General features: G+C 69.4%; 23 protein-coding genes and 1 riboswitch. Of the genes, 13 read left to right on the top strand and 10 right to left on the bottom strand.

Going from position 1 to position 26990, the window contains the following annotated elements:
- Both U8D42_RS21175 and U8D42_RS21170 read left to right on the top strand, forming a co-directional pair.
- Entirely contained in the window at positions 1–765 is a 765-nt protein-coding gene (locus U8D42_RS21175; RefSeq protein WP_322858327.1) for an SDR family oxidoreductase, read from the top strand.
- A 31-nt stretch (positions 766–796) separates the two neighbouring features.
- Complete coding sequence (locus U8D42_RS21170) at positions 797–1534, top strand: DUF899 domain-containing protein (RefSeq protein WP_322858328.1); 738 nt, start codon at positions 797–799, stop codon at positions 1532–1534.
- Between the two features lie 99 nt (positions 1535–1633).
- Here the strand turns inward: U8D42_RS21170 and U8D42_RS21165 are convergent, their stop codons facing one another.
- Together U8D42_RS21165 and U8D42_RS21160 are read right to left on the bottom strand one after the other, a co-directional pair.
- Positions 1634–1858 (bottom strand): hypothetical protein, encoded by a 225-nt coding sequence (locus tag U8D42_RS21165; protein ID WP_085239398.1) that lies wholly within the window; start codon positions 1856–1858, stop codon positions 1634–1636.
- A 57-nt stretch (positions 1859–1915) separates the two neighbouring features.
- Entirely contained in the window at positions 1916–2290 is a 375-nt protein-coding gene (locus U8D42_RS21160; RefSeq protein ID WP_322858329.1) for a nuclear transport factor 2 family protein, read from the bottom strand.
- Positions 2291–2377: 87 nt separating this feature from the next.
- Between U8D42_RS21160 and U8D42_RS21155 the strand changes: the two genes are divergently transcribed.
- Complete coding sequence (locus tag U8D42_RS21155; RefSeq protein ID WP_322858330.1) at positions 2378–3244, top strand: rhomboid family intramembrane serine protease; 867 nt, start codon at positions 2378–2380, stop codon at positions 3242–3244.
- The gene (locus tag U8D42_RS21150) at positions 3241–3702 is read left to right on the top strand and encodes an SRPBCC family protein (RefSeq protein WP_322858331.1); all 462 of its coding nucleotides are present in this window, start codon (positions 3241–3243) and stop codon (positions 3700–3702) included. The genes U8D42_RS21155 and U8D42_RS21150 overlap by 4 nt, the downstream gene beginning before the upstream one ends.
- Here the strand turns inward: U8D42_RS21150 and U8D42_RS21145 are convergent, their stop codons facing one another.
- Genes U8D42_RS21145 through U8D42_RS21130 form a run of 4 tightly spaced genes read right to left on the bottom strand, consistent with a single transcriptional unit; the run spans position 3703 to position 8449 of the window.
- Entirely contained in the window at positions 3703–4476 is a 774-nt protein-coding gene (locus U8D42_RS21145; RefSeq protein ID WP_322858332.1) for an SDR family NAD(P)-dependent oxidoreductase, read from the bottom strand.
- Position 4477: 1 nt separating this feature from the next.
- Positions 4478–6076, bottom strand: coding sequence for an AMP-binding protein (locus tag U8D42_RS21140; protein ID WP_322858333.1), 1599 nt, complete (start codon positions 6074–6076; stop codon positions 4478–4480).
- 9 nt (positions 6077–6085) lie between these two features.
- On the bottom strand, positions 6086–6832 hold the full coding sequence (locus tag U8D42_RS21135; RefSeq protein WP_322858334.1) for a GntR family transcriptional regulator: 747 nt from the start codon (positions 6830–6832) through the stop codon (positions 6086–6088).
- 9 nt (positions 6833–6841) lie between these two features.
- Positions 6842–8449: a Vgb family protein gene (locus tag U8D42_RS21130; protein ID WP_322858794.1), complete on the bottom strand. Its 1608-nt coding sequence runs from the start codon at positions 8447–8449 to the stop codon at positions 6842–6844.
- 147 nt (positions 8450–8596) lie between these two features.
- Between U8D42_RS21130 and U8D42_RS21125 the strand changes: the two genes are divergently transcribed.
- The 7 genes from U8D42_RS21125 (at position 8597) to U8D42_RS21095 (ending at position 18214) form a co-directional block, all read left to right on the top strand.
- Positions 8597–9457 carry an SDR family NAD(P)-dependent oxidoreductase gene (locus U8D42_RS21125; RefSeq protein ID WP_322858795.1) on the top strand — a complete coding sequence of 287 codons (861 nt, stop codon included), beginning with the start codon at positions 8597–8599 and terminating at the stop codon, positions 9455–9457.
- Between the two features lie 14 nt (positions 9458–9471).
- The gene (locus U8D42_RS21120) at positions 9472–10848 is read left to right on the top strand and encodes an aromatic ring-hydroxylating oxygenase subunit alpha (RefSeq protein ID WP_085239405.1); all 1377 of its coding nucleotides are present in this window, start codon (positions 9472–9474) and stop codon (positions 10846–10848) included.
- The gene (locus U8D42_RS21115) at positions 10845–12017 is read left to right on the top strand and encodes an LLM class flavin-dependent oxidoreductase (protein ID WP_322858335.1); all 1173 of its coding nucleotides are present in this window, start codon (positions 10845–10847) and stop codon (positions 12015–12017) included. The genes U8D42_RS21120 and U8D42_RS21115 overlap by 4 nt, the downstream gene beginning before the upstream one ends.
- Positions 12014–13855 carry a flavin-containing monooxygenase gene (locus U8D42_RS21110; RefSeq protein ID WP_322858336.1) on the top strand — a complete coding sequence of 614 codons (1842 nt, stop codon included), beginning with the start codon at positions 12014–12016 and terminating at the stop codon, positions 13853–13855. The genes U8D42_RS21115 and U8D42_RS21110 overlap by 4 nt, the downstream gene beginning before the upstream one ends.
- On the top strand, positions 13855–14784 hold the full coding sequence (locus tag U8D42_RS21105; protein ID WP_322858337.1) for an SDR family NAD(P)-dependent oxidoreductase: 930 nt from the start codon (positions 13855–13857) through the stop codon (positions 14782–14784). The genes U8D42_RS21110 and U8D42_RS21105 overlap by 1 nt, the downstream gene beginning before the upstream one ends.
- The gene (locus U8D42_RS21100) at positions 14777–15976 is read left to right on the top strand and encodes a CaiB/BaiF CoA transferase family protein (protein ID WP_085239409.1); all 1200 of its coding nucleotides are present in this window, start codon (positions 14777–14779) and stop codon (positions 15974–15976) included. The genes U8D42_RS21105 and U8D42_RS21100 overlap by 8 nt, the downstream gene beginning before the upstream one ends.
- Positions 15977–16210: 234 nt before the next feature.
- Positions 16211–18214, top strand: a complete 2004-nt coding sequence (locus U8D42_RS21095) for an acyltransferase family protein (RefSeq protein WP_322858338.1) — start codon at positions 16211–16213, stop codon at positions 18212–18214.
- A 3-nt stretch (positions 18215–18217) separates the two neighbouring features.
- Here U8D42_RS21095 and U8D42_RS21090 read toward each other — a convergent pair whose 3' ends face one another.
- The gene (locus U8D42_RS21090) at positions 18218–18877 is read right to left on the bottom strand and encodes an O-methyltransferase (protein ID WP_322858339.1); all 660 of its coding nucleotides are present in this window, start codon (positions 18875–18877) and stop codon (positions 18218–18220) included.
- A 124-nt stretch (positions 18878–19001) separates the two neighbouring features.
- Positions 19002–19171, top strand: a riboswitch (M-box (ykoK) riboswitch).
- 373 nt (positions 19172–19544) lie between these two features.
- Here U8D42_RS21090 and U8D42_RS21085 point away from each other — a divergent pair.
- On the top strand, positions 19545–19754 hold the full coding sequence (locus U8D42_RS21085) for a hypothetical protein (RefSeq protein WP_085239413.1): 210 nt from the start codon (positions 19545–19547) through the stop codon (positions 19752–19754).
- Positions 19751–21496: an NRAMP family divalent metal transporter gene (locus U8D42_RS21080; protein WP_322858340.1), complete on the top strand. Its 1746-nt coding sequence runs from the start codon at positions 19751–19753 to the stop codon at positions 21494–21496. The genes U8D42_RS21085 and U8D42_RS21080 overlap by 4 nt, the downstream gene beginning before the upstream one ends.
- On the opposite strand, the gene U8D42_RS21075 is transcribed toward U8D42_RS21080, so the two are convergent.
- The 3 genes from U8D42_RS21075 to U8D42_RS21065 form a co-directional block, all read right to left on the bottom strand.
- Positions 21488–22432: an NADP-dependent oxidoreductase gene (locus tag U8D42_RS21075; protein WP_322858341.1), complete on the bottom strand. Its 945-nt coding sequence runs from the start codon at positions 22430–22432 to the stop codon at positions 21488–21490. The two genes, U8D42_RS21080 and U8D42_RS21075, sit on opposite strands and share 9 nt — an antisense overlap.
- A gap of 68 nt (positions 22433–22500) precedes the next feature.
- Complete coding sequence (car, locus tag U8D42_RS21070; RefSeq protein WP_322858342.1) at positions 22501–26082, bottom strand: carboxylic acid reductase; 3582 nt, start codon at positions 26080–26082, stop codon at positions 22501–22503.
- A gap of 133 nt (positions 26083–26215) precedes the next feature.
- Positions 26216–26971, bottom strand: coding sequence for a L,D-transpeptidase (locus tag U8D42_RS21065; protein WP_322858343.1), 756 nt, complete (start codon positions 26969–26971; stop codon positions 26216–26218).
- Positions 26972–26990: the final 19 nt, after the last annotated feature.

Below are 26990 nucleotides of genomic sequence, written 5' to 3'. Positions count from 1 at the left end.
ATGACAGAGCCCCTGCGGACCGCCGGCCTGGCCGGCACCACGGCAATCGTGACCGGGGCGAGCCGTGGATTCGGCCGCGCGATCGCCGCCGCGCTGGCGGCGGCCGGCGCCGAGGTGGTCGGCGTCGCGCGCACCCGATCCGGTCTCGACGAAGCGCGCGACGAAATGGGCGGCGCCTTCCTGCCGGTGGTCGCCGACGCCGCCGACCCCGCGACCGCGCAGCGGCTGATCGACGCGTACCGGCCGCAGACGCTCGTGTTGGGCGCCGGCGCGGCGCCACAGATGAGCCCCATCCAGGATCAGAGCTGGCACAGCTTCAGCCAGAACTGGAATGTCGATGTCGCCCAGGCCTTTCACTGGACCCGCCACGCGCTGCGGCGTCCGCTGGCGCCGGGCAGCTCGGTGATCGTCATGTCCAGCGGCGCCGCCGTGGCCGGATCGCCGCTGAGTGGCGGCTACGCGGGGGCCAAGGCGACGGTCAGGTTCATCGCCGGCTACGCCGCCGGGGAATCGCAGCGGGCCGGGCTGGGGATCCGCTTCGTGTCCGTCCTGCCACGGCTGACACCGGCCACCGACCTCGGCGCCAAGGCCGTCGCGGCGTATGCCGAACGCCAAGGGGTCGACGTCGAGGCATTCGTGCGCGCCGCGGGGCCCGCGCTCAGTCCCCAGCAGGTGGGCCGGTCGGTCCTGGCGCTCGCCCTCGGCGAGCCCGACGGCGAGGACGCGTATCTGCTCACGTCGACGGGCCTGTCGGCGGTTGCCTGAAGACCGGCGAAACCACGAGGAGGACAACACCATGAACACACCCCCGATCGTGTCGGCGCGGGACTGGGCGGCCGCGCGCGAACAGCTGCTGATCAAGGAGAAGGAGGTGATGCGCGCCCACGACGCGCTGGCGGCCGCGCGCCGCCGGATGCCCTGGCTGGCCGTCGACAAGGAGTACGCGTTCGAGGGACCCGAGGGCAGGCTCAACCTGCCGCAGCTGTTCGCGGGCCGGCGTCAGCTGATCGTGTACCGCGCCTTCTACGAGCCGGGCGTGGACGGCTGGCCCGACCACGCCTGTCGCGGCTGCTCGATGATCGCCGACCACGTGGGGCACCTCGCGCACCTCAACGCCCGCGACACCACGCTGGTGTTCGCCTCGCGGGCGCCGCAACCCGACATCGCGCGGCTGAAGGCGCGAATGGGTTGGCAGATGCCCTGGTACACCATCACCGACGAGTTCGATGCCGACTTCAACGTGGACCAGTGGCACGGCACCAACGCGTTCATTCGCGACGGCGGCCGCGTGTACCGGACCTACTTCATCAACAACCGCGGCGACGAAGCGCTGGGCAACACCTGGAGTTACCTCGACATGACCGCGCTCGGGCGCCAGGAGAGCTGGGAGGACTCGCCGGACGGCTATCCGCAAACCGCGCCGTACGAGTGGTGGGAATGGCACGACGCCTACGGCGAGCGCGCGCCGTCGCGGTGGTTCGGTGAGCCCGATCCCGGCGACCCCAATGACCCGCGCCCGGCGCGCAGTCGATGAATCGGCCCATCCGCATTCGGCGTTTCCGGTCCGAATAACACGAATGCGCGGTAGCCGTCCAACGGCTACGCGCGCAATATTCGGCCGAGTGAATTCGGGTTATAAAATCCGGTGGTTCGCCCTGTTGACGTGGTAGCCGGCCGGGAACGACTTCTCGATGACCTGCAGCTGGTGGTCCACCCGGGACTCGAGTTCGAGCACCACGCAGCCGTCGCCGACGGTCTTGGACTCGAGCACTATGTACCGCTGGCCGCAATCCATGATGGGATCACCTGAGTGCAATGTTTCGACGGGCACCAATTCCGGGCTTCCGTTTGATTCCACCCATCACACGGTAGGTCAATTCCGTGGGTCAGGGAATACTTTCCCGAGCACCCGGGGTCACTGCGTCCCGGGCTGCTTGAAGAACACGCTGACGTGGCGGATCCGCCCGTCGTCGCTTTGCTCGAACAGGATGCATTCGGGCCATCGCCTGGTGACCCCGTCGATCTCGAACGCCTCGGTCAACTCGACGTAGGCCAGGCGGGCGTTCACGTGGGAGACCCGCTGCACCTCCAGCCGATGCCCGTCCAAGTTGGTCAGGACCTTGCGCAGGTAGGCGACGTAGTGCTGCTTGCCCTCGACCACATCGCAGAACGGACCCTCGCGCACCAGGCCTTCGTCGGCGATCGTCGCGGCGAGGCCGTCCCAATCGTGTGCGGCCAGGCACTCCAGGTAGCGCTCGACCGTTCCCGGCTCGCTCACGTCCACCCCCACGCACACCACAGTAAGCGACCGGCGGGCCGGAAAACAGGTTTGCTGAAGCCGTCCGCCCGGCCCGCCGGCGCGGGGGAGAATGGGGCGATGAGCGCACCCAGCCCAGCGGACTCGCCGTCCGCGGCCCCGAGTTGCTACCGGCATCCCGGCCGCCCGACGTACGTCCGTTGCAACCGATGCGAGCGCTACATCTGCGGCGACTGCATGCGCAGCGCCGCCGTCGGCCAACAGTGCGTGGAGTGCGTCCGGGCGGGCGCCCGGACCATCCGGCAGCCGCGGACCCGCTTCGGCGGACGCCTGCGGTCGGACACGCCGGTGGTCACCTACGTCCTGATCGCGGTCAACGTCCTGGCGTTCGTGCTGCAGATGGCGTCGGGGACCATGGAAAAGGATCTCGCGCTGTGGCCGCCGGCGGTCGCGGAGGGCCAGGTCTACCGCTTGGTGACCTCGGCGTTCCTGCACTACGGGGCGACGCACCTGCTGCTCAACATGTGGGCGCTGTATGTGGTGGGCCCGCCCCTCGAGATATGGCTGGGCCGAATGCGTTTCGGTGCGCTGTACGCGCTGAGCGGGTTGGGCGGTTCGGTGCTGGTCTACCTGGTCTCGCCGCTGGACACGGCGACCGCGGGCGCGTCGGGGGCCATCTTCGGACTGTTCGGTGCCACCTTCGTGGTGGGCAAGCGGCTGGCCGTTGACGTCCGCTGGGTGGTGGCGGTGGTCGCGTTCAACCTGGTCTTCACTTTCCTTGTGCCGCTGATCAGTTCGCAGCGCATCAGCTGGCAGGCGCACCTGGGCGGGCTGGTCAGCGGTGCGCTGGTCGCCGCCGCCTACGTGTATCCGCCCAGGGAGCTCCGGAACGTGATCCAGGCCGCGGTGACGCTCGTCGTTTTGGTGGCGTTCGCCGCGTTGGTCTGGTGGCGCACGGCGCAGCTGCTCGCGGAGTTCTCCGCATGAGCTGGTGGGTCGCTCACTCGGAGCACACGCTGACGCAGGACGTGCCCGCACCCCCCGGCGAGGTCCGCGACTTCTACGTCGACCTGGACAACATCAAGATCGTCCACCCGCTGATCGTGTCGGTGCAGACGGTGTCGCGCAGCGAGACCCCGGACGGCGTCGTCCACAGCTACCGGGTGCGGGACCGGATCCCGTTGGGGCCGTTCACCATAACCAACACCTACCGGGCGACGTTGCGGGTGCCCGCGGCCGGTGACGTGCAGACCGAGGCCGACCAGTCGCCGGGGGTACACCTGCGCGGAACCGTCAGCTTCGAGCCGATCCCGGCGGGCACGCGGATGACCGAACGCATCCGGATCGCCGCGCCCCGGCCGCTCGCGCCGTTCACGGCGCGCGAAGCCGTCAAGGCGCACATCGCGATGCTGGCCGGCATCCGCCGCCACTTCGAGACCCGATGATCAGCGCGGCTTCCACTCCGACGTGAGCGCCGTCTCCGACAGGTACTTCGTCGAACTCCACCCGCCGTCGACCACGATCGTCTGGCCGTTGATGAAGGCGCCGCCGGGCGAGCACAGGAACGCCACCGTGCTCGCCACGTCGTCGACCGTGCCCAGCCGCTGATGCGGTGTCATCTCGGTGTTGATGCGCCGGAACCGCTCGTCGTGCAGGCGCTGCTCTGTCATCGGCGTCTGAATCACGCCGGGGGCCACCGCGTTACAGCGAATGCCCTGCGCCCCGTATTGGCAGGCGATGTGGGTGGTCAGCGCCGTGAGGCCGCCCTTGGCCGCCGAGTACGCCCCGCCGCGCAGGCCTCCGACCACGGCGAAGGTCGACGTGACGTTGATGATCGCCGACCCGGGCGGCATGTGCGGCAGCACCTGCCGGATGAGGCGGAACGGGGCCCGCAGCATCAAACCGAGGAAGTGGTCCAGCGATTCGTCGTCCGTCTCGTGAACGGGCCGGGGGCTGCCGATGCCGGCGATGTTGACCAGGAAGTCGATGTGTCCCCACCTGTGCACCGCGGCATCGGTAATCCGCTGCGGCGCATCGTCGTCGGTGAGATCGACGGCCACCGTGGTCACCCGGTCGGGGTCGCCGATGCGGTGCGCCAGCTCGGCGAGTCGCTCGTCGTTTCGTCCGGTCGCCAGGATCGCCATGCCCGCGTCGGCGAGCTTGGTCGCGCAGCCGAAGCCGATCCCGCCGCTGGCCCCCGTCACCACCGCTACCTGCATGTCACTGCTCCGCCTTCATCAGCGCCGCCTTGATCCGGTGCTTCAATATCTTTCCCGCGTCGTTCTTGGGCAGCACGTCCCAAAGTTCCAGCTGCTCGGGCGCTTTGAACCGTGCGACGCCCGAGTCTTCGAGGAAGCTGCGCAGGCCGGCCACGTCGAGGTCGGGCCCGCCCGCGGGGACCACGACGGCGCAGGCGCGTTCCCCGGTGCGCGCGTCGGGCAGTCCGACGATGGCGATCTCGGCGATGCCGGGGTGGCCGGCGAGGATGTCCTCGACCTCCTTCGGCGAGATGTTCTCGCCGTTGCGGATGATGATGTCCTTGGCGCGGCCGGTGACGACGAGATAGTCGTCGTCGAGCCAGCGCGCCAGGTCCCCGGTGCGGAAGTAGCCCTGGTCGTCGAAGGCGTCTTCCTCGTCTTCGGGGTGCTGGTAGCCGATCAACATCTGCGGCCCGCGCGCGTGGATCTCCCCGCCGACCAGCTTCACCTCCGCCAGGCCGACGCGGCCGTCGGTGTCGGCGGCGCGCGCGGCGTCCCGCAGCGACCCGACCGTGGTGACGGGGACCTCCGTCGACCCGTAGACGCGGGTGACGGTGGCGGACTCGAAAAAGGCTGCGGCCCGGCGGATCAGCGCGGGCGACACCGACGCGCCGCCGCAGATGAACACCTTCAGGTCCGGCAGGCGGGTGCCCGCGCGCTCGGCGGCGGCCAGGATGTGCTCGAGGAACGGGGTGGCCCCGGCCATGTGCGTGCACCGCTCGGCTTGCATCAGCGCCACCGCGCCGTCGCCGCTCCACCGGTCCATCAGGACCGCGGTGGTGCCCAGCAGCAGCGGGCATTCGAACGCGTAGATGGAGCCGCCGATGTGCGCGATCGGCGACGCGACCAGGAACGTGTCGCCGGGCTCGACGAGCCAGTGCTGACCGAGCTGGCTGATCAGGGCGTGGATCGAGTTATGGCTGTGCAGAACGCCTTTCGGACGCCCGGTGGTGCCGGACGTATAGAGGATCATGCGCACGGCGTCGGGATCGAGCGCGGGCAGCGCCCGGGCCGGCGTGCTTTCTTCGAGCAGCGAGCCGAAAGTCAGCTGCCCCGCGTCGGCGTCCCCGCGCACGATCACGACGCCGGGCGGGGACTCCAGTTGCGCGGTCACCCGGGACAGCATGGCGGCATAGTCGTGGCGGCCGAACTGCGCCGGGGCGAAGATCATTCGGCTGTCGGCGTCTTCCAGGACGAACCGGAGTTCCCGGTCCCGCATCGACGGCAGGATGGGGTTGGCCACCATCCCCGCCATGGTGGTGGCCAGATAGATCACCGCCGCCTCGTGCCAGTTGGGCAGCATGAAGGACACCACGCTGCCCGGGGGGATGCGGGCGTGCAGCGCGTGCGCCAGCGTCGTCGCCTGCCGGTGCAGGGTCAGGCAGTCCAGCCGTCGGTCGCCGTCGACCAGCACCACCCGCCGCGGCGTGCGCTCGGCGGCCTCGCGCAGCGCGTCGGCCAGCGTCGTTCGGACCCACCAGCCGCGCGCGTAGGCTTCGGCGGCGCGTTCGTCGTCCCACCGAACCCACCGCCCGCCGATCAGCTTCCGGCTGGGCGCCATTGCGGCAGCTTAGCCACGGACCCGGCGCATCGTCATCGAGTGCCGGAAGCGCGATGCGGGATGGGTGTTGATGGTGACCTGGGCGACCCGCCCGTCGGAGGTCGTGTAGGTCCGACGCACCTCCAATGCCGGTGCCCCGGGATCGATCTCGAGTCCGCGGGCCAGGCCGGGGTCAATGAGCACCGCGGCGATCTCCTGCTGGACCTCGACGATGCTCAGCCCGAACAGGTCCTCGATCAGCGGGAAGATGGGGCCTTCGTGGCGCTGCAACAACCGGCCGACCCCCGCGAACGCGCGGTTGATGTAGTACTCGGTGCGGCAGAGCGCGGCACCCGGCGCCGCGTCGGTGGCGCGCCGGAAACCGCGCACGGTCAACCATTGCTCGCCGGCCGCCAGCCCGGTGCGGGCGGCCAGCTCGTCGTCGATGGTGATTATGGCGACCGACTCGATGGCGAACCGGGTGTCCGTCGCGAACGCCAGCAGGTCGTTGATCGACATGACGTGCTGGACGTAGGAGTCCGACGACGGCCGCGGCACCACGAGGGTTCCGGTTCGGGGGCGCGACGAGACCAGGTTGTCCTCGCGCAGGCGCCGCAGCGCCTCCCGAATGGTGTACCGGCTGACCGCAAACCGCTCACACAACTCGTGTTCGGTCGGCAACTGGGACCCCACCGGATAGACGCCCTCCACGATCTCCTTGCGCAACGTGCGGGCCACCTGCAGGTACCGGTGGTCGGCGACTCTGGCTTCTGACATCTCGTCCCCTCAGGCTTCCCGCCGCAATGCCAGCACGCTGCCGTCGGCGTCCGCCGAGACGTACAGCGTGCCGTCGGGCCCGGCGGCGATGCCGGCGAACGGCCCCTGCGGCCCGGAGAAGGGCGGCATGCCGCGCAGCGGCTTGGGCGTCACGCCCGGCGGGGCGCCCACCGGCAGGCCCGACGCGATGGTCCGCCGGACCCCGGTGTCCAGATCGAAGGCGACCACCTCCTTGGCGCCCGCGTCGACGACATACAGCTGACCGTCGCGCACCAGGATGCCCTGGGGGCGTTGCAGGCCGTCCCACACCGCGTCGCCGGTGCCGCCGAGCCGGCTCACCCGTCCCGCGCCCGCCTCGGAGACCAGGCAGGACCCGTCGGGGGCGACGGCCACGCCGACCGGTTCGCTGAGGCCGCCGGCGATCACCTCGACGCGGCCCGGGCCGACGGACAGCACCCGGCCCGCTCCCAGCTCCGCGGCGATCACCGCACCCCCCGGCGCGACCGCGACCCCGTAGAGCTGGTCGAAACCCCCTGCCAGCACCATGCTTTCGTGGTCGCCCGGCCGGTAGCGTGCCACCTGGCCGTTGGAGGTGGTGACGACGAACTCGCCGTCGGCGACGGCGGCCAGCCCGCGCAGGAATCCCGGGTAGCCCGGGCTGAACAGCATCCCGGCGGTGCGTACAGAGCCGGATTTGATGCCCAGCACATAGAAGTACGTCCCGTCGGCGATGTACAGGTTGCCGTCGGCGCCGACCGCCAGGTCCAGCGGCCAATTCAGCCCGCCCGGCAACACGGTCCGGGTCCGGCCGCCGTCGAGGATTTCGGTGATCTCGCCGGTGAAGTTCGAGACGAACAGCCGCTCACCGACAAAGGCGAGGTTGTCCAGGCCGGGATTCAACGCTGCCAGCACGGTGCGTTCGCCGGTGCGGGGATCGATGCGCAGCACCTGGCCGCTGTGCACCTGGGTCGACACGATGCGGCCGTGGGAATCGAACTTCACCGCGTCGGGGATGCCGAGGTCACCGGCGACGCATTCCGGCTCCCCGCCGTCGGGATCGATGCGCCAGATCTCGTTGGCGCCCATCAGCGGGAAATACAACATGCCGTCGGGGCCCACCTCCATGGCGTTGGGCGACGGCGCGTTCTCCAGCAGCACGCGCGCCGCGCCGCCGGCCGGGTCGAGCTCCAGCAGGCGGCCGCCCTCGCGGCATTCGCCGACGAACAGCCGGTGCCCGTGAAAGGTGATGCCGTTGGCCGATGGCATGTCGTCGCGTAGCACCCGGCTGCGGCCCGCCGGATCGCGCACGCTCACCCGGCCGTCCATGACCTCGGTGGCGAACAGGTTGCCGTTCGGGTCGAACGCGACGTCGTCGGGGGCGATGATGTCGCCACCCTTGGCGCTGACGACGTCGAGCCGGCCGGTCGCCGGGTCGAGCGCGCTGATCTGGCTGCCGGTCACCTGGGCGATGTAGATCCGGCCGTCCGGGCCGGTGCGTAGGCCGTTCGCGCCGAACAGCCGGCTCGGGGGGGTCAGGCGGGTGAGGCTCCAGCCGTCGGCGACGCTCGGGGCCCGTTCGGCGGTATAGCGGCACTGCGGCGGCGACAATCCGGCCATCACGCTCGCACGTTAGCAATCCGACCGTGGTCCAGACAATAGCCGCCCACAAATCCGCCGCACCCCTTGACGCACCGCTACACCGCAGAGAATCATGCTCTCCAATGGGTGCACATCATTATCTTGTCCGGACAATTCGTCGACACGATGCCTGAGGACCTACTCAGCCTGGACGGGCGCATCGTCGTGGTCTCCGGCGCGGCCGGGGGCGGCATCGGCACCACGGTCACGCGGATGGTCGCCGAGGCCGGGGCGACGGTGGTCGCGGTGAGTCGCGGGCGCGACAACCTCGACCGGCACCTCGGGCCGCTGCGCGCGGCGGGCCTCTCGGTGGTGCCGATCGCGGCCGACGCCGCCACCGACGACGGCGTGCGAACCACGATCGACGCCGTGCGGCGCGCGGACGGCGAACTGCACGGACTGGTCAACGTCGCCGGCGGTGCGGATCCCTCGACCTGGATGCCGTCGACCCGGGTCACGCGCGGCGACTGGCGAGACCTGTTCACCCGCAACCTGGAGACGATGTTCTTCATGAGCCAGGCCGTGGCCGCCGAGCTGAAGCACCGCGGCCGCCCCGGCTCGATCGTGTCGATCTCGTCGATCAGCGGGATGAACACGGCGCCCTTCCACATCGCCTACGGCACGGCCAAGGCCGCGATCGTCGCGGCGACCCGCACGATGGCGCTCGAACTGGCGGACGGGCCGGCCCCGATCCGGGTGAACGCCGTCGCGCCGGGGGTGACCGAGACGCCGGCGTCCGGCGCCTACGTCGACTCCGACGCCGAGCGCGACCGCCGCGCCATCGCGATGGGTCGCCGCGGGCGGCCCGCGGAGGTGGCCGGCGCGGTCCTCTTCCTGCTGTCGGACCTGTCGAGCTACATCACCGGCCAGACGCTGCTGGTGGACGGCGGATTGAACCTGAGGTGGGGGCACCTGGGCGCCGACAACACCTCCTTGTTCCTCAAAGACGAATCATTCCGCGCGGCGATCACGCGCTGGGACGGGTAGAAAGCGAGGGGCCGATGACACAGAACGGCGCGGCCGCGCCCGAGGAACTGACCGAGCCGGTCATCATCCCGGTGGAGGCGTACCTCTCCGAGGAGTACGTGCGTGCCGAGCGCGACAAGTTGTGGCGCAAGGTGTGGCAGCAAGTCGGACGCGTGGAAGAGCTGCCCGGCGTCGGCAGCTATCTGACCTACGACATCCTCGACGACTCCGTCGTCGTGATCCGCACGGCGGCCGATACGCTGAAGGCCCACCACAACGTGTGCATGCACCGCGGCCGCCGGCTGGTCGACACCCCGGCCGGCGCCAGAAACGCTTGCGGCCACAAGAAGTCGTTCGTGTGCGGGTTTCACGGCTGGACCTATGACCGCGACGGCGCCTGCACCCACGTGCCCGAAAGACCAGACTGGCGGGACGCGCTGACGCCGGAGAACACCCACCTGGCGCCGGTCAACGTCGACACCTGGGGCGGCTGGATCTGGATCAACATGGACCCGGCGTGCGAGCCGCTGCGGGACTACCTCGAACCCGCCGCCACCATGCTCGATCCGTTCCGCCTGCAGGACATGCGCTGCAAATGGCGCAAATGGCTGCACTTCGACTGCAACTGGAAGGTCGCCATGGAGGCCTTCAACGAGACCTACCACGTCGCCACCACGCATCCGCAGTTCAACAAGTTCGGCAACTTCCGTGGCTGGGCGATGGCGCAGGGCAAACACAGCAACATCGGCTACGACGCGCCCGACGGACTGGAAGAGACCAAGTCGAAGATCCGGCTGGGAACCGGTGCGGATCCCCGCATTTCGACGGCCGAGATGCAGAGCTACACGCTGGAGGAGACCAACGCCACCACCACCACGACCCTGGTGGAGGCGGCGCGCCGGTTGGTCGACGAGTTACCCGCGGACACCCCGGCCGGCCGGGTGCTCGAGCACTGGCTGTCCTCGGCGCGGCGCGACGACGCCGCGCGCGGCGTGGTGTGGCCGACCATCGATCCCGAACACCTGGCCAAGAGCGGCACCGCGTGGCAGATCTTCCCGAACTTCCAGATCGGGCAGGGCCTGACCACCGCGTTGTGCTACAGCGCCAGGCCGCACGGCTACAACCCCGACAGCTGCATCTTCGAGGCCTCGTGCTACGAGCTCTACCCCAAAGGCGAAGAGCCGCAGACCGAATGGGTGTACGCACCGCCGGACGACCCGAGCTGGCGCAGCGTGCTGCCGCAGGACTTCTCCAACATGGCCGCCGTCCAGCAGGGCATGAAGTCGTACGGCTTCCGCGGCCCCAAGCCCAACCCGTACATGGAACGCAGCACCGCCAACCTGCACCGCAATCTCGCCCGATACCTGGGCACCGGTGCCCCGCAGAGATTAACAACGGAGATGCAACGATGAAGGTCAATCTTGGCTTCGGCGCCCACAATTCCCACGACTGGGACCGCGTGCTCGCCCAGGATTTCAGCCGGCCGCCCGCGACGCCGGACTGGGAGTGCGTGCAGGCGACGCTCGCCATCGCCGACCTGGCCGAGCCGCTCGGGTTCGACGGCATCTGGATGCCGGAACACTGCGGGACGCCATATGGCATGACGCCCAACCCGATTCAGACGCTGAGCTACTTCGCCGGGCGCACCGAGCGCGTCGGCCTGGGCACCTTCGTCGTCGTCGCGCCGTGGTGGCACCCCGTCCGGCTGGCGCACCAGATCGCCTATCTCGACATCCTCTCCAACGGCCGCTACACGACGATCGGGATCGGTCGCGGGGTCTCGAAGGGAGAGTTCGACGCCGTCGGCGTCCCCCGCGAAGAGAGCCGGCAACGGTTCAACGAAACCCTCGACATCCTGCAGCTGGCGCTGTCCGGGGAGCGGTTCTCCTACGAGGGGGAGATCTTCACCGTCCCCGAGATGTCGCTGCGCCCCGAACCGCGCAGCGCAGACCTCTTCTCGCGCATCTACAGCTCGTCGTCGACGGCCGAGTCGCTGGAGATCCTGGCCCGCCGCGGCATGGTCCCGCTGTTCGTCGGCAACAAGCCGATCGAGGAAGCCGGGCGGGAGGTGCAGAAGGTCAACACGTTCCGCAAGGAGGAGGGCCTGCCGCCCTGCCAGCCGAAGAACGTGATGTTCATGTACTGCACCACCGGCGACCCCGCCGAGTCCGAGGAGTGGATCTGGACGGCCAACCGCGACGTCACCGTGCACTACGGGTTTGCCGATGCCTCGAACTTCAAGGGGGTCAAGGGCTATGAGGCCTACGCGGCCCGCGAGGCCACCGCGACCGCGGTCCTCGCGTCGTCGGTCACCGGTGACGCCAAAGCCCCGTCCAAGACGCCGGGCTACCACGCCTCCAACCTGCTGATCGGCACGCCGGAGGAGATCTACGCGCGCATCAAGGCCGCGCAGGAAGCCTGCTCCTTCTGCGAGCTGACCATCGTCCCGCAATTCGGCACGATGCCCTACGACCGGGCGATGGCCAGCACCGAGCTGTTCGCCCGGGAGGTGCTGCCCGCGGTCCAGAAGATGGCGGCGCCCCTGCACGCCGCGGCGCTACCGGAGAACGCCCTGGCATGACCAACCCGGATTGCCCGCCGTCGCAGACCCCGGACGACATCGACGTCGAGGCGCTGCGCGACAAGTACCGCCGGGAACGCGAGAAGCGGCTGCGCCCGGAGGGGTCCAAACAGTACGTCGAACTGGTCGACGACTTCGCGGGGTACTACGAAACCGACCCGCACTCACCGCCGTTGGTGCGCGATCCGATCTCGGCGGACATCGACGTCGCCGTGATCGGCGGTGGCTTCGGCGGCCTGCTGTGCGGCGCCCACCTGAAGAAGGCGGGCATCGAGGACGTCCGGATCATCGAACTGGGCGGCGACTTCGGCGGGGTCTGGTACTGGAACCGCTACCCGGGCATCCAGTGCGACAACGAATCCTATTGCTATGTACCGCTTCTCGAAGAGCTGAACTTCATTCCGTCGAAGAAGTTCGCCGACGGCGCCGAAATCTACGACCACTGCCGGCGCATCGGGAAACACTACGGGCTCTACGACTCGGCGATCTTCTCCACCCAGGTTCGCGAGCTGCACTGGGACGAGCCCGGCAAACGCTGGCGGATCGCCACCGACCGGGGTGACGACATCCGGGCCCGTTTCGTGGTGATGGCGTCGGGCCCGTTCCACCGGCCCAAGCTGCCGGGCATCCCGGGGATCAAGGACTTCAAGGGACACAGCTTTCATTCGTCGCGCTGGGACTACGAATACACCGGCGGCGACACCTCGGGCGGACTGGACAAGCTCGCCGACAAACGGGTCGCGGTGGTGGGCACCGGCGCGACCGGCATCCAGATCGTGCCGTTCCTGGGCCGGCATGCCAAGCATCTGTATGTCTTTCAGCGCACGCCGTCGTCGGTCGGCGCGCGCAATAACGCGCCGACCGATCCGGAGTGGGTGAAGACGCTCCAGCCGGGCTGGCAGAAGGAGCGGCAGCGCAACTTCCATGCCTGGACCTTCGAGGGGATGGCGCTGGGCCAACCGGACCTGGTCTGTGACTTCTGGACCGAGCTGGGCCGCAACACCGCCGCGCGGGTGCTCGCGCTCGAGGAGCCGGCCGCCATGACGCCGGAGCAGTTCATGGCCATCCGCGACGAGGAAGACTTCAAGGTGATGGAGCGGCTGCGGCGCAGGGTCGAGAGCCTGGTCGAGGACCCGGAGACCGCCGAGGCGCTCAAGCCCTACTACCGGTTCCTGTGCAAGAGGCCGACCACCAATGACGAGTACCTGCAGACCTTCAACCGTCCCAACGTGACCCTGGTCGACGTGTCGGCGAGCAAGGGCGTCGAGCGGGCGACCGAAAAGGGTCTGGTGGCCAACGGCATCGAGTACGAGGTCGACTGCATCATCTACGCCAGCGGCTTCGAGATCACCACGGAGATCAGCCGGCGGTATTCCATCGACGCGATAACCGGCCGCGATCGGGTGTCGCTCTTCGACCACTGGCGCGACGGCTACCAGACGCTGCACGGGATGACCAGCCGGGGTTTCCCCAACCAGTTCTTCACCGGCTTCACCCAGGTCGGCATCTCGGCGAACATCGCGGCCAACTACGAACTGCAGGGCGAGCACATCGCCTACATCATCTCCGAGGCGCTGGCCCGTGGCGCGACCACCGTCGAGCCCACCGAGGCCGCCCAGTCCCGGTGGTGCCAAACCATCCGGGAGACCGCGATCGACAACAGCGCGTTCGATTCCGAATGCACGCCGGGCTATTACAACAACGAAGGCGGTGGCGGGGGCGAGGGCATCCGGTCGCATCTGGGGGAGCCGTACGGGCCGGGGTTCTACGCCTTCAGCGACCTGCTGACCGAATGGCGCGACAAGGGCGACCTGGACGGTCTAGAACTGGGATCGTGATGGCGCAACTGAGATTCGACGACCGGGTGGCGGTGGTGACCGGCGCCGGCAGGGGGCTGGGCCGGGAGTACGCGCTGCTCCTGGCCGCCCGGGGCGCCAAGGTCGTGGTCAACGACACCGGCGGCGCGTTGACCGGCGCCGGCGCCGACGCCGGTCCCGCCCATCAGGTGGTCCTCGAGATCAGGGCGGCGGGCGGCGACGCCGTCGCCTGCACCGAGTCGGTCGCGACGCCGCGGGGCGGCCAGGCGATCGTGCAAGCGGCACTGGACAACTACGGGCGCATCGACATCCTGATCCACAACGCCGGCAATGTCCGGCGGGGGTCCTTGAAGGAGATGAGCTACGAGGACTTCGACGCCGTCATCGACGTCCACCTGCGGGGCGCTTTCCACGTGGTGCGGCCGGCGTTCCCGCTCATGTGCGACGCCGGATACGGTCGTGTCGTGTTGACCTCGTCGATCGGCGGCCTCTACGGCAACCACGGCGTCGCCAACTATGCCGCCGCCAAGGCGGGCCTGCTCGGCCTGTCCAACGTCGTCGCGCTCGAGGGCGCCGCGGAAGGGGTGCTGTGCAACGTGATCGTGCCGTCGGCGGTGACGAGAATGGCCGAGGGTCTTGATATCTTGGCTTATCCGCCGATGGGCCCCGACCTGGTGGCGCCCGTGGTGGGCTTGCTGGCACACGAGAGGTGCCCGGTGAACGGCGAAATGCTGATTGCCATCGCCGGTCGGGTGGCCCGCGCCGTGATCGCCGAAACCCCCGGCGTGCACCGCCCGTCGTGGTCGCTCGAGGACGTGGCCGAGCAGATCGATGCGGTCCGCTACCTGGCCGCGCCGCTGGTTTTTCCCGTCGTGCCGGACGGCCACGGCGACCACATCCGCTACAGCTTCGAGACCGCGGCCCGCAAGGAAGGCGTGCGCCATGGCTAGTCGCGCAGCCGGGCGCGGCGGCCCGCTGACCGGTGTGCGCGTCGTCGACCTCACCGCCATGGTGATGGGTCCCTACTGCACGCAGATCATGGCCGACATGGGCGCCGACGTGATCAAGGTCGAGCCGCCGCAGGGCGACGACACGCGCTACGTGTCGGTGGGGCCGGTCCGGGGCATGGGCGGCGTCTTCGTCAACGTCAACCGCGGCAAGCGCGGCATCACGGTCGACCTGCGGTCGGAGTCGGGCAAGGCCGTCGTGCGGGCGCTGATCGAACGGGCCGACGTCTTCATCCACTCGATGCGCTCCAAAGCCGTTGCCCGGCTGGGGTTCAGCTACGACGAGGTGGCGGCGATCAATCCGGGCATCGTCTACACCAACTGCTACGGCTACAGCCGGCGCGGCCCGAACGGGGACCTGCCCGCCTACGACGACACCATCCAGGCGGCCTGCGGGTTGCCGTACGTCCAGGAGCAGTTGACGGGCGAACCCAGCTACGTCGGCACCATCATGGCGGACAAGGTCGCCGGACTGACCGCGCTCTACGCCACCATGATGGCGTTGTTCCACCGCGAGCGCACCGGCGAGGGACAAGAGGTGGAAATCGGCATGTTCGAGACGATGGCGTCGTTCATGCTCGTCGAACACGCCAACGGCGCCATGTTCGACCCGCCCCTGGGGCCCGCGGTGTATCCGCGGACGGTGGCGCCGAACCGGAGGCCGTACCGCACCCGTGACGGCTACATCGCCGCGCTGATCTACAACGACAAGCACTGGGCCGCCTTCATGGAGGCGGTGCGGCCCCCGTGGCAGAGCGAGCTGTACGCGACTCTCGAGCGGCGCGCGCGGCAGATCGACACCGTGTACGCGCTGCTGGCCGAGACGATGGCGCAGCGGACGACGCAGGAGTGGCTGGATCTGTTCCGGGAACTTCAGATACCGGCCGCGGCGCTGTCCAGTCCGGCGACACTCTTCGACGACGAGCATCTCGACGCCCTCGGGTTCTTCGAGACGGTGCCCACGCCGCACGGCCCGGTGCGGTTCCCCGGCGTGCCGACCTGGTTCTCCCGCACACCGGGACGCGTCGCCGGTCCGGCCCCGGAGCTCGGTGCCGACACCGCCGACGTGCTCGAGGAACTCGGCCTGGCCCTCGCCGAGGCGAACGCCGATGCGGAACCGGCCGGGCCCGTATAGCACGCGCGGCGCCGTCCAAAAGCGAAGCGGGTCTTCGCGTGTCTCTCCGGTCGATCCGGCCGCCTCGCCTCTAGGCTGGCTTGCTGAACTCAACAGGAGGGGCAGCGACGTATCGGCATCAACCATGGCGCCGGGCGAGATGGTAGTTACGGCGCGCTGACAGCAAGCACCGAGCCGGGCGGGACTCATCCCGCACCGGCTCGTCGGGCTCGGCGGCCCCGCTGGGTCGCGCCGGTGCGGCGGGTCGGCCGCCTGGCGATCTGGGATAAACCGGAGCGGCGCAGCGGGATTCCCGCGCTCGACGGGTTACGCGCGATAGCGGTCGCGCTGGTGCTGGTCGGCCACGGCGGCATCCCCGGCGTGGGCGGCGGGTTCATCGGCGTCGACGTCTTCTTCGTGCTCAGCGGCTTCCTGATCACCTCGCTGCTCCTGGACGAGCTGGGGCGCACCGGCCGTATCGAGCTGGCCGGCTTCTGGATTCGCCGTGCGCGCCGGCTGTTGCCGGCCCTGGTGCTGATGGTGCTCACGGTGGCGGCGGCCCGCCAGCTCCTGCCCGAGCGGTCCCTGACCGGGCTGCGCGACGACGCCATCGCGGCGTTCGTGTGGATGGCGAACTGGCGGTTCGTCGCCCAGAATACCGACTATTTCACGCAGGGTGCCCCGCCCTCGCCGCTGCAGCACACCTGGTCGCTCGGGGTGGAAGAGCAGTACTACTTCGTGTGGCCGGTGCTGCTGATCGCGGTGACGCTGCTGTTGGCCGCCCGTGCGCGGCGCCGCCTCACCCGGGCCACGGTGGGGGGCGTCCGGTTCGCGACGTTCGTGATCGCCACCGTGGGGGCCCTGGCGTCGGCCGTGCTCGCGATGGTGATGGTGACCGACCACACCCGCGACCGCGTCTACTTCGGGACCGATACCCGCGCCCAGGCGCTGCTGACCGGCGCCGCGGCGGCGGCACTGCTGGTTCGCGACTGGCCGTCGCTGAACCGGGGCTGGTGCCTGATCCGGACCCGCTGGGCCCGGCGCGTCGCCCGCGTGCTGCCACTCGCCGGCCTGGCGGGACTCGCGACGGCGACCCATTACGCCACCGGCAGTAGCGGCGAGTTCCGCCACGGCCTGTTCATCGGGGTCGCGATCGCATCCGTTCTGGTGGTGGCGCCCGTGGCCTTGGAACAGCGGGGCGCGGCCGCCCGCATCCTGGCGGCCCCGCCCCTGGTGTGGCTGGGCACCATCTCCTACGGCGTCTATCTGTGGCACTGGCCAATCTTTCTGGTGCTCAACGGTGAGCGCACCGGGTGGACGGGGCTGCCGCTGTTCGCCGCCCGGTGCGGCGCGACGGTGGCGCTGGCCGCCGCGTCGTGGTGGCTGATCGAACAACCCATCCGGCGCTGGCGGCCGGCGCGGGTGCCGCTATTGCCGCTGGCGGCCGCCACGGTGGCCAGCGCCGCCGCGGTGACACTGATGGTCGTCCCGGTAGGCGCCGGGCCCGGCCTGCGCGAGGTCGGTCTGCCGCCGGGGGTCTCGGCGGTCGCCGCGGTGTCGCCGTCGCCGCCGGGCGGCAGCCGCCCGGCGGGCCCCCGCGACCCCAACCGGCCCTTCACCGTCTCGGTGTTCGGCGATTCGATCGGGTGGACGTGGATGCACTACCTGCCGCCGACGCCGGGATTCGCGTTCCTCGACCACACCGTGATCGGCTGCAGCCTGGTCCGCGGCACGCCGTACCGGTACATCGGTCAAACCCTGGAGCAGCGACCGGCGTGCGACGGCTGGCCGATCCGCTGGTCGACCCAGGTCAGCCAGGACCAGCCGGACGTCGCGCTGCTTATCATCGGCCGCTGGGAAACCGTCGACCGCGTGAACGAGGGCCAGTGGACCCACATCGGTGACCCGACCTTCGATGCCTACCTCAACGGCGAGCTGGAGCGTGCGCTGAACATCGTGAGCGCCAACGGCGTTCGAGTGGTGGTCGCGACGGTGCCATACAGCAGGGGCGGTGAGAAGCCGGACGGCCGCCTGTATCCCGAAGACCAGCCCGACCGGGTCAACCTGTGGAACACCATGCTGCGCAAGACGGTCGCCCACCACCCGGGCGTGCAAATCCTCGACCTCAACAAAAAGCTCTGTCCGGACGGCGTGTACACCGCCAAGGTCGACGGCATCAAGGTCCGCAGTGACGGCGTCCACCTCACGCCCGAAGGGGTGAAATGGTTGACGCCGTGGCTCGAGGAATCGCTGCGCTAGGTCCTAATCGCCGGTGCGGCAGCTGATCTCCATGCTGTCGCTGTCCCGGACTTCGAAGTTGAAGCTGACGTAGCCGTTGCCGGGATTGCGCACCCGATCCAGATACGGTTGCGTGTCGACGGCGCTGGTGTTGTCGGCTACCACCAACGCCCCCGTCGAAAGCCGGGGTTCGAGCAGCTCGATCACCGGCAGATACAGGTCCTTCCAGCCGTCCAGCAAGACGAAGTCGACGGGCCCGTCCAGCCCGGCCAGCGTGGTCAGCGCATCTCCTTCGAGGACGGTGATCACGTCGTCCAGACCGGTCAGCGCGAAAGTCTGCCGCGCGGCGGCGATCTTCGTCTCGTTGAGCTCGGTCGTCACCACCCGGCCGGAGCCGTTGTCGCGCACCGCCGATGCAAGATGCACGGCGGAGATGCCGAACGACATTCCGAACTCGACGACCGTCGCCGGCCGGGCCGCCCGCACCAGCGCGTAGAGCAGCCGGCCGGCCTCCGGTGTGACCGGGATGTAGAACTCGCTCATCGCGTCGGCGCGTTCCCGCGCGGTCATCGGCCGGTCGAAATCGCCGTGCCGCTGGCGCAACAGCGACATCTGGTTCTTCGCCTCGGTGTACATCCGGTCGAGCACGGTCGAGACCTTCGGATCTTGCAGAGTGTTGGCCATGGTGTCGAGGGTAGGCGCCGGCGCCTAGCGACCGGCCTGGGCAGGCGCAGGCCCCGTCCACCTGCCGCAACGGTTACGCGAATGAGTTTGACGGGCCCTGGGCCGCGGTGTACAAAGGGTTTCGCAAGCACCTCGGTAGGTGAGGCGTCTGCATGGACACAGGCCACTGACCCCGAACGTCGAGAGACGCCCCGGGTCAGGACAGCTCTTCCCGGACCCAAGGGTTGAGCCCAAGTGGCTTCCGGAACGGGGAGCGATCGCAAGCGCGGCGAAGCCGGGCGAAGCGGGTCGCGACCCTCGGTCGGGAGCGATCGCAAGCGCGGCGAAGCCGGGCGAAGCGGGTCGCGACCGTCGGTCAAGTTCCGGATACGCCGTGCAGTGCCGAAGCTCCGACGAGAGGGGTGCGGTCGGCGGCACGTCGTCGGCATTCGTTTCCCTCCTGTTCAGGTGACCAGTGATGACACCCGCGTGTGTCGCGGCCGTGAGGGGGTGAGGACGAGATGAGTCCGGGCGATAGTCCCTATCCGAAATCCGTCTTGTTCCGATCCGGTTCCGGCTTTCCTTCTGCCGCCTGAGCTTTCACGGACACCCCGGTCCCTAGCGGCGCGTTCGCTCCTGTCCGGGTGCCACGGGCTCAGCCGATCGGACCTCCCGCAAGGAGAAGATCATGGCTTTTGTTGTCACCCACCGTCTCACCGCTTCGACCGGGGGTCGGGGACGTTCGTGGCTGCGGTCGGCGCGGTTGTGGGCCAACAAGGTGCACGCGCGGACCGTCCTGTCCCCCCAGGAGCGGGCCAACCTGTACGTGGCGCGCATGCCGATCGCGGTGGTCACCGCGTCGCTCGGTGGTCACCCGTCGGCCGGCCCCCACCGGTGACCCCCGTCTCATCCGAGGCCGTCGGCGTCGTCACCGCCGCCGCGCCGACGCATGCCGGCGTCGCCCACCCCGGCGACATCGTCGGGGCATTCGGCCGCATCCGGCGTGACGGCGCCGGGGCATCCGGCGGCCGCTGGCGCCGCCTGCGCACGCTGCTGGTCGTCAGCGGTCCCGGGCTGATCGTGATGGTGGGGGACAACGACGCCGGCGGCGTCGCGACCTACGCTCAGGCCGGACAGAACTACGGGATGGCGCTGTTGTGGACGCTGGCGCTGCTGATTCCGGTGCTGTACGTGAACCAGGAGATGGTGCTCAGGCTCGGCGCGGTGACCCGAGTCGGGCACGCGCGGCTCATCTTCGAGCGCTTCGGCAGGTTCTGGGGCGCGTTCAGCGTCGGTGACCTGCTGATCCTGAATGCGTTGACGATCGTCACCGAATTCATCGGTGTCGCATTGGCGCTCGGGTTCCTGGGCTGTCCCAAGGCGATCGCGATCCCGGCCGCTGCCGTGCTGCTGTTCGCGGTGGTGGCCGGCGGGTCGTTTCGCCGCTGGGAGGGGCTGATGTTCCTGCTGATCGCGGTGAACGTGCTGGTCATCCCGATGGTGCTGCTGGTGCATCCGACGGCGAAAGGGATTGCCGGCGGCCTGATTCCGCGCTTCGCGGGCGGGGTCAACTCCACCGTGCTGCTGCTGGTCATCGCGATCGTGGGCACCACGGTGGCGCCCTGGCAACTCTTCTTCCAGCAGTCCAACGTGGTGGACAAGCGCATCACCACCCGCTGGATGGCTTACGCCCGAGCGGATCTGGTGATCGGGATCGTCGTGGTCATGGTCGGCGCGACGGCGCTGATGGCGGTCACGGCCTTCGGTCTGGCCGGCGCGGGCCACTTCACCGACGCGGGCGCGGTGGCGGCGGAGTTGTCCCGGCACCTCGGCGGCACGGTCGGGACGCTGTTCGCGATCATCCTGCTCGACGCCTCGCTGATCGGGGCGAACGCCATCGGGCTGGCCACCACCTACGCCATCGGGGACGCGATGGGCAGGAGGCACTCCCTGCACTGGAAGATCAGCGAGGCTCCGCTGTTCTACGGCGGCTACGCCCTGCTGCTCGCGGTGTCGGCCGCGGTCGCGTTCAGCCCCGACCACATCCTCGGCCTGGTGACCCAGGGTGTGCAGGCGCTGGCCGGTGTCCTGCTGCCTTCGGCAACCGTCTTCCTCGTGCTGCTGTGCAACGATCGGGCGTTGCTGGGCCCGTGGGCAAACAGCGTGCGGCAGAACATCGTTGCGTGGACCATCGTCTGGGCGCTGGTGCTGCTGTCGCTGGCGTTGACGGCGACGACGTTCTTCCCGGGCCTGCCGACGTCCACCATCGAGGCGGGCCTGGCCGTCGGCGCGGCCATCGGCGTCGTCGGTGGTGCCGCCGTCATCATCGCCGGACGCCGGTACTCCGCGCTGCGCGACGCCGAAGCCGTCGTGCGGACGCTCGGGGGCGGCCTGGACCCCGACCAGGTCGATGAGCTCGACGACACCCCGACACTCACCCGCGCCGAACGCCGCGCGATCCGCCGCCAGGACCGGATGGAGTGGCAGACCCCGAGCCTTGACGGCCTGGCCCGCCCGGCCATGTCGCCGATTCGCCGGGCGGGGCTCTTCACCCTGCGGGCTTACCTGGTGCTGGCGGTCGCGCTGGTGGTCGTCAAGATCGTGCAGGCCGGTGTTGTGGGTCCGGCCTCATCACTCTGAATCATTCGGCAGCAGAACGATTTTGCCGCGGGTGTGTCGCTTCTCCAATTCTGCGAAGGCATCGGCGACCCGATCCAGCGGGTACGTGGCCGCGACCTCGAAATCGAGAGTGCCGTCGACGACGAGCCCGGCCATTTCGGCCAGCACCTCCGGCGTCGACGCCTCGGCGCTGCCTTCGGTCTTGGCGCCGACTTCGCCGGCCTTCTGGAACGAGATGATCGTGTCGATTCGGTCGGGCGCGACGCCCAGGTCGACGGCGAGCTGCACGTAGTCGGGCCCGAAAAGGTCGATGAACGCGTCGATCCCGGTTGGCGCCGCCTCGCGCAGCCGGTCGGCCAGCCCGTCGCCATAGGGAACCGGGGTGACGCCGTGGGCGCGCAGCCAGTCGGCGTTGCCGGGTCCGGCGATGCCGAGCACCCGTGCCTTCCGCAGCGCCAGGAGTTGCACGACGAGGCTGCCCACGCCGCCGGCCGCCGCCGAGACGGCGACCGTCTCCCCGGGTAGCGGTGCCACCGCCCGGACGGCCGCGTACGCGGTCACACCGACGACGTAGAGGGAGCCGGCGACCTCCCAGCTGAGTTGAGCCGGTTTGGGAATCAGCTGGCCGACCGGGACCGCGGCATGGCTGGCGTGGCTGGACCGGCGGAAGCTGAACCCCAAAACCTCATCGCCCACCGAGAATTCGGTCACACCGGGGCCCACCGCGGTCACGATCCCGGCCAGGTCGCTGCCCTCGCCGGACGGAAAGGTGGCGGGGAACATCTCGTGCACGGCGCCGGTGCGGATGGCGGCCTCGCCGGGGTTGATTCCGGCTGCGCGGACCTCGACGACCACCTCGCCGGGCCCCGGGACGGGCATGTCGACGTCGGCCACGTACAACACCTCGCGGCCCCCGTACCGGTCGAACCGTACGGCGCGCGCCCCCGCAGCCGCCATGTCGATCTCCTCCCCGTCGCGACCATGCAGTCTTCCCGCCAGCATAGGCATCCCGAATGGGTGCCCGGCTACAACAGACCGAGCAACCGCAGATCGAGAACGTACTTGGCGATCAAGTCCGCCGACAGGTGCGGGATGTCGTGGTCCGCACCGAGTTTGGCGGCCCGGACCGCGCCGCGGAAGGCGTCGGTCGGGGCCGGTGCGCCGCGCAGCGGTCGCTCCGGTTTCCGGTAGGCGTCCAGCAACGGCAGCGCCGAGAGTTGGCGCTGCCGGTCCGGCAGCGCCCGCAGCGCCGTGCCGAACCTTCCGAGCCACTCGTCGTAATCGTCGATGCGCCGGATGTCGTGGCCGTCGGCGACCAGCCAATCCACGAACACGTCCAGGGAGATGCCGTCGTCGTGCGGGTTCATCACGTCATAGGAGCGAAAGGTCCCGGTGGGCGCCGCATCGTCGGCCACGGTTGCGATCTGCTCGCCGAGCGCGGTCACCGCTTCGGCCACGAAGTCGGCGGGCAGCCCGTCGTAATGGGCGACGGCGCGGCCGCCGGTGTCGGTGGCCTCGTAGAAGGACGCCGGCGCGATGCCGGTGACCAGCAAGCTGAAGATCAAGCGGGTGAACGCATCCGGGACGTTGAGCTGGCCGGAGTAGCGGCTGTGGGCGAGGATCATGTCGGACCGGAAGACGGCGACGGGCAGCCCGCACAGGTCATGTGCCTCCCGCAGGAGCACCTCGCCGGCCCACTTGCTGTTGGCGTACCCGTTGGCGTAGCCGTCGTCGATCGGCCGAACCGCGCTGATGGCGCGGATGTCGCCGTCCTCGGCGAACTCGGCCACCGACATGGCCACCGCCACGGTGGACAGATAGTTCACCGGCTTGACGCGTTCGGTGATCGCCAGGCGGATAATCTCGGCGGTGCCAACGACATTGGGACCGAACAATTGGTCGTAGGGCAGGACGTGGTTGACCAGCGCCGCCGGGTGGACGATCAGGTCCACGCCGCGGGCCAGCGAGTCCCATGTTGCCGGGTTCAGCCCCAGGTTCGGCTCGCCGATGTCGCCGGCGATCACCTCGAGATGCTCGGCCGCCAGCTCGCGGAACCGCTCGAGCAGCCGCGGGTCGCCGCTGCGGTAGACACCCTCCAGCCGCTCGGCGGCCGCCGCGGCGTCCGCGCCGCGGACGATGCAGACGAGCTTTCCGCCCGTCTCGGCGAGCCGCTCCAGCCATTCCAGGCACAGGAATCGGCCGAGGTAGCCGTTGGCGCCGGTCAGCAGGACGGTGTGCGGCGTGCCGGTGGCGCGCGGCAGCCCGGCCGCCGCGGCAAGGTTTTTCGCGTCGATGAATTTGTCCAGGGTGAGGTCGGCCGCGCGGACCTCGGTGGCGTCGCGCCCGTGCACCGTCGCGAACGTCGGCCGCCGCGACCCCGAACGACGCTCGGCGGCAACGTATTCCGCGAGCTGGCTGAGGGTGGTCGCCGGGCCGGTGATCATGCCCACCGGGACCTCGACGTCGAAGATGTCCTGCAGCAGATTGGAGAAGGTCAGGGCCGACAGGGAATCTCCGCCGAGTTCGATGAACAACGCGCCGGGGTCCGGCGGCCCGCCCGCCAGGCCGAGCAGAGCTTCGGCGGCGCTCACCAGCGTGTCGATCACCGGGCGGTCGGCCGCCCCGTCGCGCAGCGCCCGCAGCTCGGTGGCCCGGTTGGCCGCCAGGTCCGCGTACAACCGCTCGAGTCGTTCGCCGTAGTGCTCCTTGAGCTTGGGCCGCAGCAGCTTGCCCACCCCGGACAGCAGCCCGTTGTCCTCGCTGAACGGATCGGCCTCGACGAGGAAGTCGACCGGCACCTCGTAGGACTGGAGCTCGGCGAGTTTGCCTGACTGGCGCAGGGATTCGCCCAGGGCCGCCCTGAGCCCCTCGGCATCGCCGGTGAACCTCTCCAGCGCGTCGGCGGTCGGCACGATGACGGCCAGCAGGTAGGGTCGTTCGCTGTTGCCGTAGACGAAGATCTGGCGGATCAGCGCCGCGCTGCTGAACACCGCCTCCAGCCGCGCGACGGCCACGAATTCACCCTGCGCGAGCTTCAATACGTTGTTGCGGCGGTCGACGTAGGCGAGCCGGTCCGGCTCCAGTTCGGCCATCACGTCCCCGGTCCGGTAATAGCCCTGCGCGTCGAAGGCATTGGCGGTGACGTCCGGGCGTTTGAAGTATCCGGGCGTGGCGGTCAGCGACTTGACCAGCAGCTCGCCGCGCGGGAAGGGTTTGTCGGTAAGGAAGTAACCGAGTTCCGGGACGTCCACGAGCTTGTAGTCCAGAACCGGGGGGCGGGCGATGCTGCCGTCCTTGGTCACCATCCCCACCTCGGTCAAGCCGTAGCCGTCGAGTACGTGTACGCCCAGGCAGGTCTCGACGAAGCTTCGCATCTCGGCGGCCAGGGGCGCCGTGCCGCAGAAGGCGGTGACGATGCGCCCACCCAATACCTGCTTGCGCAGCTCGGTGCGCGCCTCGGCCGCGGCGGATTCCGGGTCGACGCCCCGGGAGACGCGCCGGTCCACCGCGCTCTGGTAACGCTGGTAGAGCATCTCCGCCACCCGCGGCACCAGCCCCATCTCGGTGGGGCGCACCAGGTTCCAGTCGTCGAACAGCGTCGACAGGTCGCTCTCGGGAACGAAGTAGCTGGTGCCGCCCGCCTGGAACGCTGTCGACAGCGGTATCCGGCCGCCGAGGTGATTGAGCGGCATGAAGTTGACGTTCAGCACCGGCGTGTCCGCGAACTCGGGCATCAGCTCGTTGGTCCACAGCTTGCACAGCATGCGCTCGGTGTACATGGCGCCCTTGGGCAGTCCGGTGCTGCCCGACGTGTACATGATCATGGCCAGGCGTTCGTCGGTGCCGCCGGTGTAGGCCGGCTCAAGCGGCAGGGTGCGGCCGCGCCCGATCAGCTCGTCGAACGTCTCGACCGTCACCGTCATCCCCGCGGCGGACAGCGTCGCCCGCGCGCGCTCCACAGCCTCACGCTGATCGTCGATGCGCGGGGAGTAGTCGAAAACCACCAAGCGCCGCAACGACGCGCTGCCCAGCGCCGCCTCGACGGCGAGGTCGAGATAACCAGCGCCCGCCGCGAGCACCCGCGGCTCGACCTCGGCCATGATCGGCCGCAACCGGGACGCCGCCGCGTTGTGCTGCAGCGGCACCGCCACCAGCCCGAGATATCCGCAGACCAGGTCGAGCGTCAGGTACTCGGCGCTGGCGAAACCGACTGTGGCGACGAAATCTCCAGGGGCCACCGGATTCGTGGCGTCGCCGCGCCAGGCGCTGGCAATCGCCCCGACGTTCGCCCAGAGCTCGCGGTAGGTCAAGGTGTCGAACCGGGGAAGCAACTGCGCGGTGGTGCGGCCGGTCGCGGAGTCGGTGACCAGCGAACGTGCCCGCCAGCCCAGTGCCGCACGGTCGGCGTAGCCCTCGACGAAGGTTCGCAGGATCTCTGGCAGGCGAAGCCCCGGCTCACGCGCCGTCTGTTGGACCGAGGCGTCCGGCTTGGTGGTGCGGAACTGTTCGTCGACGGCGTCGAGGTGACGGATGCGGTCGGCCACGTGTTGCCGCGCCGAACCGCTCGAATCCGCAACGGCTGACTCTTGCTTCGCATCACCGGTCATCGCCAGCCTCCCGTTCGGATCATCGTCTACCGAGAACTCACTGCCGCGGGCCGGTCTTCCGTTCAGGCGTTGTGACCGTCGTCACACGGGACTCGACCGCGCCGCGGCGGGTGTGAGCGGCGCGGGCCCGCAATCAGGCGACGACTTGGATGGGATCGCCGACGTTCACCTGGTTGAAGTACCAGGCGGCGTTGTCGGGACTCAGGTTGATGCACCCATGACTCACGTTGGCGTAGCCCTGGGAGTCGACCGACCAGGGCGCCGAGTGCACGTAGACGCCGCTCCAGGTGACGCGCACGGCGTATTGGGCGGTGATCTTGTATCCCTCGGGCGAGCTGAGCGGGATGCCGATGGTCCGCGAGTCCATGACGACGGTGCGCTGCTTCTCCAGGGCCGTGAAATTGCCGATCGGCGTGGGCCGGCTGGGCTTGCCCATCGAGGCCGGCATGGTGCGCAGCACCTCGCCGTTACGGCTGACGGTGAAGGTGTGCGCAGAGATGCTGGCGACGCCCAGTAACGCGTCTCCGGTGTCGAAGCCCGTCGTCAGGGCCTGAACGCCGACCGAGACGTGGGTGTGGGCGGGCCAGTACCGGTTGGGCACCCACTGCACGACGTTGTTCTCGACCCACTCGAAGTGTCCGGGCGTGTTGCTCGGCGAGGCGACGTGGATGGACCGCTCGGCGGCGGCGCGATCGCCGACCGGCGCGGTGAACGTCACCACGACCGGATGCGCGACGCCCACCACCGCGCCGTCAGCCGGCAAAACCGAGGCGACCGAGGGGGCGGGTTGCGGCGCCGGGACGGAAGCGTGGCTGCGACCGGTCGATCCGATGAGCGCCATCGCCGTGATCGCGACCATAACAAATAGATAACGAACACCTCGACGCATAGCGCCCGCCCTTCGAGAT

Origin of the sequence: Mycobacterium europaeum, assembly GCF_034555895.2 — a bacterium.
In the GTDB taxonomy this organism is placed as follows: domain Bacteria; phylum Actinomycetota; class Actinomycetes; order Mycobacteriales; family Mycobacteriaceae; genus Mycobacterium; species Mycobacterium europaeum.
This window is presented reverse-complemented; position numbering and strand designations above follow the sequence as displayed.